This is a genomic window from Roseofilum sp., from assembly GCF_982964205.1.
Genome location: NZ_CEZBFX010000064.1, coordinates 1 through 12679, shown reverse-complemented (window position 1 = coordinate 12679; position 12679 = coordinate 1). Strand labels below are relative to the sequence as shown.

At 44.4% G+C, this 12679-nt stretch carries 12 protein-coding genes; 6 read left to right on the top strand and 6 right to left on the bottom strand.

Features of this window, described 5'->3' with window-relative positions; translation table 11 throughout:
* Nucleotides 1–31 precede the first annotated feature (31 nt).
* Genes AC3A14_RS15555 through pilM form a run of 3 tightly spaced genes read right to left on the bottom strand, consistent with a single transcriptional unit; the run spans nucleotide 32 to nucleotide 2667 of the window.
* Nucleotides 32–751 carry a hypothetical protein gene (locus AC3A14_RS15555; RefSeq protein ID WP_318733840.1) on the bottom strand — a complete coding sequence of 240 codons (720 nt, stop codon included), beginning with the start codon at nucleotides 749–751 and terminating at the stop codon, nucleotides 32–34.
* Nucleotides 751–1542: a PilN domain-containing protein gene (locus tag AC3A14_RS15550; protein WP_318733839.1), complete on the bottom strand. Its 792-nt coding sequence runs from the start codon at nucleotides 1540–1542 to the stop codon at nucleotides 751–753. The genes AC3A14_RS15555 and AC3A14_RS15550 overlap by 1 nt, the downstream gene beginning before the upstream one ends.
* Before the next feature lie 12 nt (nucleotides 1543–1554).
* Nucleotides 1555–2667 (bottom strand): type IV pilus assembly protein PilM, encoded by a 1113-nt coding sequence (pilM, locus tag AC3A14_RS15545; RefSeq protein WP_318733837.1) that lies wholly within the window; start codon nucleotides 2665–2667, stop codon nucleotides 1555–1557.
* Nucleotides 2668–2917: 250 nt separating this feature from the next.
* Between pilM and AC3A14_RS15540 the strand changes: the two genes are divergently transcribed.
* From AC3A14_RS15540 to accB, 6 genes are all read left to right on the top strand, one after another.
* Nucleotides 2918–4207, top strand: coding sequence for an ABC transporter substrate-binding protein (locus AC3A14_RS15540; RefSeq protein ID WP_318733835.1), 1290 nt, complete (start codon nucleotides 2918–2920; stop codon nucleotides 4205–4207).
* 89 nt (nucleotides 4208–4296) lie between these two features.
* The gene (locus AC3A14_RS15535; RefSeq protein ID WP_318733834.1) at nucleotides 4297–5340 is read left to right on the top strand and encodes a polysaccharide pyruvyl transferase family protein; all 1044 of its coding nucleotides are present in this window, start codon (nucleotides 4297–4299) and stop codon (nucleotides 5338–5340) included.
* Nucleotides 5341–5746: 406 nt separating this feature from the next.
* Complete coding sequence (gene gatB / locus AC3A14_RS15530; protein ID WP_318734054.1) at nucleotides 5747–7231, top strand: Asp-tRNA(Asn)/Glu-tRNA(Gln) amidotransferase subunit GatB; 1485 nt, start codon at nucleotides 5747–5749, stop codon at nucleotides 7229–7231.
* A gap of 469 nt (nucleotides 7232–7700) precedes the next feature.
* The gene (gene argJ, locus AC3A14_RS15525) at nucleotides 7701–8942 is read left to right on the top strand and encodes a bifunctional ornithine acetyltransferase/N-acetylglutamate synthase (protein WP_318734056.1); all 1242 of its coding nucleotides are present in this window, start codon (nucleotides 7701–7703) and stop codon (nucleotides 8940–8942) included.
* A gap of 142 nt (nucleotides 8943–9084) precedes the next feature.
* On the top strand, nucleotides 9085–9645 hold the full coding sequence (gene efp / locus AC3A14_RS15520; RefSeq protein ID WP_318734058.1) for an elongation factor P: 561 nt from the start codon (nucleotides 9085–9087) through the stop codon (nucleotides 9643–9645).
* A gap of 63 nt (nucleotides 9646–9708) precedes the next feature.
* Nucleotides 9709–10197, top strand: coding sequence for an acetyl-CoA carboxylase biotin carboxyl carrier protein (gene accB / locus AC3A14_RS15515; protein WP_318734060.1), 489 nt, complete (start codon nucleotides 9709–9711; stop codon nucleotides 10195–10197).
* Between the two features lie 208 nt (nucleotides 10198–10405).
* Here the strand turns inward: accB and AC3A14_RS15510 are convergent, their stop codons facing one another.
* The 3 genes from AC3A14_RS15510 to AC3A14_RS15500 form a co-directional block, all read right to left on the bottom strand.
* A complete protein-coding gene (locus AC3A14_RS15510) occupies nucleotides 10406–11101 on the bottom strand; it encodes a potassium channel family protein (RefSeq protein ID WP_318734062.1) in 696 nt (231 codons plus the stop codon).
* A 287-nt stretch (nucleotides 11102–11388) separates the two neighbouring features.
* The gene (locus tag AC3A14_RS15505; protein ID WP_318734064.1) at nucleotides 11389–12312 is read right to left on the bottom strand and encodes a class I SAM-dependent methyltransferase; all 924 of its coding nucleotides are present in this window, start codon (nucleotides 12310–12312) and stop codon (nucleotides 11389–11391) included.
* A gap of 70 nt (nucleotides 12313–12382) precedes the next feature.
* Nucleotides 12383–12679 (bottom strand): GNAT family N-acetyltransferase (locus AC3A14_RS15500; protein ID WP_487779054.1); only part of this gene is annotated, 297 nt, incomplete at its 5' end.

Genomic DNA, 12679 nt, shown 5'->3' with positions numbered 1-12679 from the left:
GAAACAGTTTTCACCCCTACAACTGGTCGTTTTAACCTTCAGGGGCGGCTTCAGCTTCAGCTTCCGGTGGCGGTGGGGGGGGGAGTTCGGCAGGAAGCAGAGCCTTGATTTCCATTTCTGTCATTAGTTTAGGTGCATTCTGGGCGACTAAACTCCCCCCTTGATATAACACCTCTTGGGAAGATGGATCAACCGTGACTCTCATGGAATCTACCACTAATAAGGGTTGCAGGCGCTCAAGATTGAGTAATACCAAACGAGTCTGATCGAACGTTCCCGAAAATTGGAGGCGGTAACCCTGGCTTCTGAGCTTACCATCAACTGCTGTCCCTAATGAACCATCTTCTACTAATTGTATGCCTTGAGAATCTGGCTCAAACTGCATTAACTCCACCCCTCGCTCCTTAAGAATGCGGTTAATATCGAGCAGTAGAGTATCGAGAGCAGCATCATCTGCAAATAGGGTCGTCACATCTTGGCTTTGCTGCTTGGCTAATTCTTGATCTTCTTGGGCTGCCAGAAGCTGATTTTGCAATTCTTGCTCTTGTCTAACCTGAATTTGTTTATCATTAACCTCGGCTTGCAGTTCTTTATTTTTCTCCATGGCAGGCAGCACTTGGCTATAGGCTAAGAATGCAGCTATTCCTAAGCCCACTACACCAATGCCAATGCCAATAAATAGATTAATTGGATTGCCACCTTTGCCTTCGTCTTCAGCCCCGACTGTTCCTAAATCTCCTGCTAGTGTCATTATTCTAAAATTCCTTTTTCTCTTAATGTTTCAATCCGACTGACTAAGCCAATGGCTCCTTTACTTTCTAGTTGGGCCATTAATTCTGATGCCCCTTTATCGGATAAGGGCGTTTCAATGTTAAAGGCAACCACATCTGGAAGGCTAACTTCTAAATCGCTACCTTCTGGTACTTCGACTTGAGTGTTGTTTGCTTCCAGGTTGGCACGAAGGAGTTTAGTTTTTTCGCCAGCTAAAAAATCGGAGTTTTTCAGCAGTAGCATAAAATCGTTCACATCATCATAGCTGCGGGCGCTCCCCTGAATTTGTAGCCCTTTAATATTGATGGTTGCGTCTGGGGCTTCTTCGGGGGGATTAGGATCGGGCAGTTCAAACTCGATTTGTTCAACGCTACTAATCTGAATGCTTGCCGGAGCGCGATCGCGGATTTCTTGTAGTAGGGCTGACCAGGGTTTAATCTGGTTAAACACCGTTGCCAGGGCCAAGGTTTGGGTGCGAATCGCTTCAGTTTGGACTTGTATTGCCCCAATTTCCTGGGTTTTCGCCTCTTGTTGTTCAATATTAGCGTTAATCCCATCTAATTGAGCTTGCAGATCGGCATTTTGCGGGTCAATAACGAATAATTTCACCCCCAAGGTTCCACCCACAGCGGCTGCCCCTACAACCAAACCGGCGATCAGGGGAATTGCATTCGTGGGACTAGCACTGCCTCCCCCTCCTTTTGGGTTGGTTGCGGGAGTCTCTAAATATCCGGGTCTATCCTTAAGAAAATTAATATCGAGTCCATACATGGGTGTTTTCCTCTACATCACATATCGTAAGCCTAGACCCAAGGCAATACCCAATCCAGGCCGTTGGGCAGGGGGGATTTCCTGGTCTATTTCCAACGACAGGGCTTCAATGGGATCGACTTGGGACGTGGGAACACTGAGCCTTTGAGTTAAAAATTCATCTAATTGACCAATTCCCGCCCCACTACCTGAGAGCAGGAGTTGGGCGACTTCTTGGTTCTCCCCTTGGTTTACATAAAAGTCAATGGATCGGCGCAGCTCATCGGCTAATTCTCCCAATACTCTTACCATAGCAGCCGCACCGGGGTTGGAGCCAGTCATACCGGTTTGTACACTGTCGACGGGAGTTAGGGGAATGGTCATTCCTTGGAGGATTTCGGGGTTCCGGGATGGGGGCAGGTTCATGGCTTGACAGAGGGCATTTTGGATCTGGCTGGTGCCGATGGGAACGGTACGGGAAAATTGGGGTACTCCATCCACAACGATCGCAATTTCTGTGCCTTCAAATTCTATATTAGCGATCGCCACGGCTTCTCCTAGGGCAAAGTGTCGCAATTCTTCGCGAATGGTACGAATTAGAGAAAAGCTACTAATTTCTAAGACATCCAGACGTAACCCCGCCTGTTCAAAGGTATTAATATAATTGTCGGTGACCTCTTTGCGCGTCGCTACTAATAAAACCCGGACCTTTTCTATACCATCATCATCGACCATCAGATCGAGTTTCTGGTAATCTACATCTGCTTCTTCTCGCGGGAAAGGCAGGTATAATCCGGCTTCCTGGTTCAATACCATTTCCCGCAGTTCATTATCATCTAACTCAGCCGGGACTGGGATCAGGCGGGTTACTGCTTCTCGTCCAGATACCGCAGAAGCGGCATTTTTTACGGTAATTTTATTTTCCTCCAGACAGCTTTGAATCAGTTCTGCCATCGCAGGAGCATCTAAAATCTGTCCATCTTCATAGATACCTTCTGGCACTTCTATGGAGTGGAAGGATTGAAGTTTGTATGCTTGACCCTTTTTCAGGACTTGAACAATATTAATCTGTTCTGGAGTCAGTTCAACTCCAATCCCTTTTGGCCGTTTAGATAATAAACCTTTGAGGTTGTCAAGAAGATTCACAGCAGTAGCTTCCGTTCTGAAAAACTTTAGACCAACTATGACAGACTTAGACTAAGCTGTACATAGTTGATGATCTAAACATTTAGTCAACAGTCCTGAACCTAATCTGGAGTCGGGCGATCGCCTCTTGATTCAAGAAGAGGTTTGTAATATTCCTGTTATAGCTTAAATTGTGGCTTAATGTATCGGTCAATTGATTATTGAGCTTAGATGCTTGATAATTAGAGCTTCTCCTAATTTAGGTGGGTGTATGATATTTTCTCTTCGTCGCAAGTCGTTTTGGGTATGGATGGCGATCGCCTTTTGTCTGACTTGGCTCATCAGTTGTGGCACGCCCCAACCCAAGGATTCTGCTTCCGGGGAAGTGGAATTTTGGACGATGCAATTACAACCTAAGTTTACGGATTATTTCAATGATTTGATTGCCGAGTTTGAGGCTGAAAATCCAGGAATAACGATTCGTTGGGTGGATGTACCTTGGGCAGCCATGGAGAGTAAAATTTTAACGGCTGTGGCAGCACAAACGGCTCCAGATGTCGTGAATCTGAATCCCAATTTTGCTTCTACGTTGGCGGCTCGTCAAGCATGGTTGCCCCTGGAGGAGCGTATTAGTGAGGGCGATCGCTCTCTCTATTTACCTGGTATTTGGAAAGCCAATACCCTCAATGAGATGACATTCGGTTTACCCTGGTATCTCACCACCCGCATCACTCTACATAATCAATCCATTTTACAGGCAGCGGGCATTACGGAACCTCCGAAAACCTATGCTCAGTTGGCACAAGTCGCCCAACAGGTGAAAGAAAAAACTGGAAAATTTGCCTTTTTTGTCACCTTTGTCCCTGAAGATTCCTCGGAAGTCCTAGAGTCCATGGTACAAATGGGGGTGACGTTAGTGGATGAGGAAGGCAAAGCTGCGTTTAATACCCCAGAAGGTAAAGCCGCCTTTCAATATTGGGTGGATTTATACCAAAAAGGCTGGTTACCCAGGGAAGTGCTAACCCAGGGACATCGGCGAGCCATTGAATTATACCAAGCTGGCGAAGTGGCACTATTATTCTCTGGCCCAGAATTTATGAATGCGATCGCCACCAACGCGCCCACCATTGCCGAAGTCACCCAAAGTTCTCCCCAAATCACTGGAAATACCGGTAAAATCAACGTTGCCGTCATGAACGTAGTCATCCCTCGTCAAACCGATCAACCCAAAAACGCCCTCAAATTTGCCCTCTTCGTTACCAACCCTGAAAACCAACTGGCTTTTACCGAAGCCGCCCATGTCTTACCCTCTACGGTAGAATCCGTACAAGAGTATCAAAGTCAACTCAAATCGACTCCCCAATCCACTCCCGTAGAAACTGCCCGCTTAATCAGCTCCCAACAATTAGACTCCGCAGAAGTTTTAATTCCCGCGATGAAAGGATTAACTGAATTAAAACAAGCCCTTTACGACAACCTACAAGCCGCTATGTTAGACGAAAAAACGGTCGATCGAGCAATATCAGATGCCGCAGAAACCTGGAATAGTATGAGTTTTTAATCATTGGGTCTCAGCGTGACAGTCGGGCAACAAAAGAGTTCTCTTAAGATGGGATATAATAATTCTACAAAGTTTACCGAGGAAAATCCATGAATATTTTGCTGATGGGATATTATGGACAGAGGAATATTGGAGATGATTTATTTGTCAAGCAACTCAGTAACTATTTTTCCTGTCGATCTGATGTCGTTAATATCTTCATTCTCTGCAAAGAAGATTATTACCCTAAAAACAATGAAAAAGTCACCTTTTATGGTGAAGAAAAATTATCGAAGTTACAAAAACTTCTCTTAATTCTCAAGAGCGATCGAATTTTTTGGGGAGGAGGGACGGTTAATATTCGAGATCGTCCAACGAATTTGTTGAGAATCCAGTCCTTATCTAGACTAATGGGGAAAAAGTTTGGCTTTCTGGGAATTGGTTTAGAAGCGGTTGATGCGGAAGTCCAAGAGGAAAGCTATGATATTTTCCAAAAATCATCTCTTTTGTATGTGCGCGATCGGTCATCGTATGATATAGCCTCTAATTACTTTAAAAATAAAGAGGCAATTTACCTAGGTGGGGATTTAGTATTTATTGATTTAAATATTTACCACAATTATATTCAATCTAAAACCAATAATCAACTGCAAAATATTTCATTTTCTGGTAAATTTTGGTGGGGAGAAGGTAGAGGCGAGTTCTATGCGCATCAACTTTTACCTGTGATTGAAAAATACAATTCAGTGATTCATTTACTCCCCGGTCATGTGGGAACAGAAAGAAATGATAATCAATTCCATGAACGGTTAAAGAAATATCTACCCCAGCAGAACTATCAATTACACTCATGGGAAGAGCCAGAAGAGTTTATCGAGATTCTCAGTGCCATGGATTTTCATTTCGGAAATCGATTGCACTCGATTATTTTAGCTGACATTTTAGGTGTTCCTAATATAGGAATTGATAGACTTGGCTCTAAAATTGGAAACTACATAGAAAAAACGAATTTGTTGGTTGAGGAGAGAAGAGTGGATTTCATGGAAGAAATTGGACTAGATCGGATAGAGAGAATCTTGAATCAATATGTCCGACCTGCTCAATTTATTTCCCATGAATCAGAACAGGCAAAAAAATGTTTAGAAAAAGTATAAATTGATAGCTTATAATCCCACTCAATCAGCAAATAATCTCAAAAACTTTTTCCAGGGATCTAAAATTTTGTTATCAAAATCTAAAATATCCCTCTTCTGTCACTCTCCGAGTTCAATGAATAGGAAATCTGCCAATTATCCGGAAGGATAAAAGGATTGAAATTGATTAACGGTGTTAATCAATTTATTAAATCCCCTCCATAAATAAGAACAATGTTTTAAGATCTGTAACTCTACATCCATTGATCTATCTCGCTTTTAGCTATTGATACTCTATTTTATTCTATCTTCATTCTCGGAGAGTGACAGAAGAGGGCTAATCTACAACACCCATGAAAAAGATCCCTCATCCCCCACAGATCGGCGATAATGGAAGTTAACCTGAACTTAAAAGAAGACTTCACCTATGGCCACTGCTGCACCTGCAAAAACCGAGTATGAAGCGATTATTGGTTTGGAAACTCACTGCCAACTGAGTACGGAAACCAAGATTTTCTCCTATTCCTCCACAGCCTTTGGTGCAACACCGAACACGAATATCGATCCCATTTGCTTGGGTTTACCGGGGGTGTTGCCGGTTTTGAATCAGAAGGTTTTAGAATATGCCGTGAAAGCGGGTTTAGCCCTGAACTGCACGATCGCCGAATACAGCAAGTTCGATCGCAAACAATATTTTTATCCCGATCTGCCCAAAAACTATCAGATTTCTCAATACGATCTCCCCATTGCCGAACATGGGTGGCTGGAAATTGAGTTAGCGGATAAAGAGGGGAAACCGCAACGAAAAAAAATCGGCATTACCCGCTTGCACATGGAGGAGGATGCGGGGAAATTAGTCCATGGAGGGAGCGATCGCCTTTCCGGTTCCACCTTCTCCCTCGTAGACTACAATCGGGCAGGCATTCCTCTGATTGAAATTGTCTCGGAACCCGACTTACGCTCTGGCGAAGAAGCGGCTGAATATGCCCAAGAATTACGCCGCATCGTCCGCTATCTGGGCGTTAGCGATGGCAATATGCAAGAAGGATCGCTGCGTTGCGATGTGAATATTTCCGTGCGTCCTGTGGGACAAAAAGAGTTTGGCGTGAAGGTGGAAATTAAGAATATGAACTCCTTTACCGCCATTCAAAAAGCTATTGATTATGAAATTGAACGGCAAATTGAAGCCATTGAAGCCGGAGAGCCAATTTTCCAAGAAACTCGCCTGTGGGAAGAAGGAGCGCAACGCACCATCAGTATGCGGAGTAAGGAAGGATCGAGCGACTATCGCTATTTTCCTGAACCGGATTTACCCCCACTTCAGGTTTCTGCGGATCGACTCTCCCAATGGAAGGGAGAATTACCCGAATTACCCGCACAAAAACGCGATCGCTATGAAACCGAGTTAGGCTTATCCTCCTATGATGCTCGCGTAATCACCGATGATAGCAGCGTGGCGACCTTTTTCGAGGCAACCCTCGCGGCTGGTGGAACCCCCAAACTGGCAGCAAACTGGATTATGGGCGATATTGCCGCTTATCTCAATGCCGAGAAAGTGAAAATCACTGAAATTGCCCTCAGTCCAGAAGCCTTAGCTGAGTTAATCAAGCTCATTGAAGCCAAAACCATTAGCTCGAAAATTGCCAAGGATCTGCTCCCGGAATTACTCACCAAAGGTGGATCGCCGGAAAAATTAGTTGAAAGTAAGGGGTTAACCCAAATTTCCGATCCCGAAACCCTCAACGCCATGATCGCCGAAGTAATAGCCGCTCATCCCAAGGAACTGGAGCAGTACCGCAATGGTAAAACCAAGCTCAAAGGTTTCTTTGTAGGGCAAATGATGAAGAAAACTGGAGGTCGAGCCGATCCAAAGTTAACCAACCAACTCTTAGCCAAGCAGTTAGATGCTTGAGCTTCATCATTTCTTGATATTACTGCCGAGATCTCCAGTCCGTAGCTGTCTCCATAGTAATACTGAAATATCAATCTAAATTCTGCTGTTTTGCTAGGACAGCCGTTCCTTTATCCAAGATAACCCTGAAGTATATTCCATGAATTAATTCATCTTCTAGGGATCGAAATAAATAGAATCAGAAAAAACACTGATTTTTGTACGAAAATGGGGCTTAAAACGCCCCAATTTTTTCATCAAAAAATTATAAAAAGGGGTTTTACCCCACACCCCTACTATGTAATAATATGATAAGTAGATGCACCCTGATGGTAGGGAGAGTCCTGTGGCTCTCCTTATTTTTTTTGGAATTTAGGGAATAGGGAATCGAGGACATCTGGGTCTCCCTATTGCCTTGCTATTACCCATTACCAGCGCAAAGCGCTATAATTGCCTTTCGTACCGATTGACAGCAGGGGAATTTACAGGTATGTCAGATTGGCAAGTCATAGAAGGCGGAGTCACTGCACCGAAGGGGTATCAAGCCGCAGGCATTACAGCAGGTTTAAAGCCTTCAGGACAACCGGATTTAGCGTTGATTGTATCGGATGTGGAAGCGATCGCCGCAGGAGTCTTTACCACGGTACAAGTCCGTGCTGCTTGTGTAGACTACTGTCGTCAGCGTTTGGAGAAGAAAGCGAGCGCTAAAGCCATTCTCTGTAACTCTGGTCAAGCCAATGCAGCGACAGGGGAAGCTGGATGGAATGATGCTCTAGAGAGTGCATCGCTGTTAGGCACAGCTCTCAATATCGATCCGAAGTCGATCCTTTTAGCGTCTACTGGTGTCATTGGTCAGCGAATTAAAATGGAGGCCATGCGCTCTGGTATTCCCCAAGTGGTCTCCAGTTTATCGAGTGAAGGCTCAGATACCGCTGCTAAAGCCATTATGACCACGGATTTAGTGCCAAAAACGATCGCTCTAGAAGCCGAATTTGGCGATCGCCCCGTCCGCGTTGGTGGTATTGCCAAAGGGTCTGGGATGATCCATCCCAATATGGCCACCCTGTTAGCCTTCGTCACCTGTGATGCTACAGTTTCCCCTCATCTGTGGCAAGAAATGCTCGGCCGAGCAGCGAACCGCAGCTTTAACCAAATTACCGTCGATGGCGATACCAGCACCAATGATAGTTTGATTGCCCTAGCCAATGGTCAATCTCGCACTCCCGCCATTACCAGCATGGGGCCGGAAGCCGAAAAACTCGAAGCCATGTTAACCACAGTATGCCAATATTTGGCCAAGGCGATCGCCCGTGATGGAGAAGGTGCAACCTGTTTACTCGAAGTCGAAGTCTCTGGTGCAGATAACGAAGAAGCGGCTAGTCAAGTAGCTAAAACCATTGTCGGCTCATCCCTTGTCAAATCGGCCATTTTTGGCCGCGATCCCAACTGGGGAAGAATTGCGGCTGCTGCCGGTCGTGCTGGAGTCCACTTTGAAGCAGAAAACCTCAATATTACGTTAGGCGACTTCAAGATGATGGAGAATGGCCAACCCCTCACCTTCGACCGCGATGCTGCCAGCGCATACATGAAACAAGCTGCCCAAGGTGCATATTTGCAAGCCGATACCGTTAAAATCGGTGTTTCCATCGGCAATGGTCCGGGAACCTCCAAAGCGTGGGGATGCGATCTTAGCTACGATTACGTCAAGATTAACGCTGAATACACGACGTAGGGAATAGGGAATAGGTAAGAGGCAAAAGGCAATCTTCCCCATCCCCCTATCCTCCCATCCCCAACAAACTTAAACAAAAGGCCCAACGGGAGTTAAAATAGGATGCCAATGATTGCATAATCTAAATCGACCCAGCGTTTTTATGATTTCGAGTAACGATTTTAGAACGGGCGTGACCATTGAACTCGATGGCGGTGTATGGCGGGTAATCGAGTTCTTGCACGTTAAACCAGGTAAGGGATCTGCCTTTGTGCGGACAAAGCTGAAGAATGCCCAAACAGGAAGTGTGGTTGAGCGCACCTTCCGCGCCGGTGAAACAGTTCCTCAAGCCAATCTAGAGAAGCGAACGAAGCAGTTTACTTATCGAGAAGCGGATCAGTTTGTATTCATGGATATGGAGACTTATGAAGAGAGTCGCCTGAATGAATCCCAAATTGGCGATCGCGTCAAATATCTTAAGGAAGAAATGGAAGTGAATGTCCTTACCTGGGGCGAGAAAGTGATAGAGGTAGAATTACCCAATTCTGTCGTTTTAGAAGTCACGGAAACCGATCCCGGAGTCAAGGGAGACACGGCTACAGGAGGAACGAAACCAGCTACTGTGGAAACCGGCGCAACGGTTATGGTTCCTTTGTTTATCTCCATTGGAGAAAAAGTTAAAATTGACACCCGCAATGATGAGTACTTAGGTCGAGAAAAGTAACGGCATTAACCAAACGGGTTAAAACGATTGTATTCCAAACACTAGAGAAAGGGTGAAGAAACTGTGAATTTGAACTTTGACGAACTCCGTGAGTTAATTATTACTGTAAGTCAAACCGATGTGGCGGAGTTGACGTTAAAGAGTGATGCCTTTGAGTTGACAGTTCGTAAAGGAGAAACTGGAACGGTAACCAGTGTTTCTCAGATTGCCGTATCTCCCCCAGTTGTCCAAACTCCAGTGGTGCCACCGACACCAAGTTCTCCAACAGTGCCTCCAGCAACTGAAGTCTCTCCACCTCCTCTAGAACAAAAGTTAGAAGAGATTAAGTCACCAATGGTAGGTACATTCTATCGCGCTGCAACTCCTGATGAAGCTCCATTTACGGAACTGGGCGCTCAGATTCAGGTAGGGGATACGGTATGTATTATTGAGGCGATGAAGTTGATGAATGAACTGGAGGCGGAAGTTTCTGGAGAGGTGGTAGAAATTTTGGTGGAAAATGCCCAACCCATTGAGTTCGGACAAGTGTTGATGCGAGTGAAAGCTAGTTAGGGTTTATTAAGATTAGACTTTAACTTCATTGGCGAAGGCGATCGCAAAAATTCCCTATCTTTACCATTGCCAAACTTCTTTTAGAATCTTATCTCATTTCCCTAGAAACCTCCACTTAAAAAACGTCAGTTTTGGATAAGCTCAAAACTAAATTTAGTCTGTTGTTCACTTCTTCTACTAGAGCGCAAAGCTCTGTAAGAATTTGATATTAGCTTATGTTTGAGCGATCTTCATTAGCTTTAGCTTGTGTGGTATACAGACCCACTAATCTAGCAATAAAAATAGATGGATACATTAACCCTACTATTGCCTCTGAAATAGCCAAAGTCATAGCAAATTTATTAACGGGTACAATATCTCCATAGCCTAATGTTGTTAAAGTTGTAAAACTGTAGTAGACAATTTCATAGCCATTTTCTAGCTCTAAGACTGAGGATGAAAGATGGAAAGCATCTGGATCGAATATCAAAATAATCTGATAAAACATTAACCAGAGAAATCCCAACAGGATAAAAATACAAATTCCTCCATTGATGACATCTAGATCGACTCTGATTTGACTAAAAATCCTGCTGCCTATAGCAAGGATTGCTAGGATCAGAAAACTGGCGTAGGAGATTTGAGCAACCAGATTTGTCAAGGTATTTAAAATAATACTTCCTTCAAAATAAAGAATATCTAAGATAAATGATAATCCAGCTAAAAGTCTTAAGATATAAATCCATAGTTTTGGCATAGACAAGGTGTTGACAACCAAAAGGTTGGTCATCAAGAATCCAAAGCTAATAATTAAATAACCGAATCGATTGCTCGCGAGAGGAGTGAGAAAAAACAATATGGTTAAATCAATGAGAAGCTTGGTAAACGATGTTTTTTGTTTAGATGAAATACCCAGTATATTCATGGATTTATGGCAGGAAATTATCGGTATAGCGATTCTCTTTTCTATGGAGTACAAAGCCTTACAGCGCTTTGTGATGTTATGAGTTGCAGTAAAAAAATCACCTAAATTTCTCTGCTTGAGTAGTTACATAGACAACTTCATGATACTTATGAGCAGAGAAGCCATTGCTAGAACCACTACAATGATAAAGATTGGATCAGCATAGGGAGTGAATAAGGTTAAAGCAACGGCTTCATTGAGTCAACCATACTTTGCTTTGCTCTTACTCGGATCTGAAGCTCAATCTCTTATTCAGTTCGTTGGGCAATAATGGTGCGATGGCGGATGGTATTAGGTTGAATTGAGGGAGCTTGAAACCCAGCATCGATTAAGGCTTGTGCAATATCTAAATTAAAATATTCATCCATACAAGGTTCTGTGCTTTTGAGTAGAGTAAAGACATAGGGTGGCATGGTTTCATAAACTTTGGAGTGGGGATTCATATCCATAATGGCAAGATGACCTTGGGGACGCAAAATACGCCGAGCTTCGCGGAAAATTTGATGGGTAGCTTGTTGGGGTAATTCATGGCAAATGAGAAAGAGGGAAACAAGATCGAAGGAAGCGTCGGGAAGTCCGGTTTCTTCTGCACGGGCATGAATCCAAGAGTTGGGCGTTTTTGTTTTTTGCTGGCTTTGTCTTTGTTCAGCTCGATATCCAGCTACAGCAAGGAAGTAGGGGGATAAATCCAGTCCGGTAACGGTGGCGTTAGGATAGGTGTCTTGGAGGGCAAAAGTACTCATGCCAATGCTACAGCCGACATCTAGAATATCTTGGGGCGCGGGGGTTAGCTGTTCGAGTAGGATTTGATGATAGGTTTGGCGTAAGCGTTCATCTCCTTTGGCTCCGGCATCTTTCCAGAGTTGGGCATGAACTGCTTTGGCGGCGACTTCTGCTTCTAAGGCGGCTTCCCAACAGAGATCGCCTTGCTCGTAAGCATGGAAGGGTTGGAGGTAATAGGCGGGGTAGGTGATGTTGGGGTTTTGGATCGTTTGTAGTCGGGGAGTCCAATCAATGGTTTGCAGGGTTTTGACTTCTTCTCGCCAAGGAACGCCAATTTTTTCGGCGCGTTTAATGATCATTTTGCGGGCTTGGTGTTTGGCTAAGGTGGCGAGGGGTTTAATGGAGAGGATACCGTTAATGAGGTTAGAGGTGAGTCCGGCTGTAGTCATGCAACGTATGTTTCAGAGTATGTGTACAGCTTTATTATTGTCTTGGATGGCGTACTGGGCAAATGTTAAGTTAGGTCAAGAGGGTTTTGATGTAGAGCCGATCGCAGCGAGGGGTTTCGACTCCGGTTGCTCTCTGGTATCCCCTGCTCTCATAGAGGGCGATCGCTTCTTGGAGGACGGAGGCTGTTTCTACCCAAATCTGTTGATACCCTTGGAATTGAATCCTTGATTCTAAAGTGTCTAAGAGAAAAGAGCCAAGTCCTTGTCCACGGGCGGAGGGTAATAAATACATTTTGCGAATTTCTACAGCTTTGTACCCTTTAGATATGGGATGATATCCTCCAGTTCCTATCAGTTGGCGATCGCC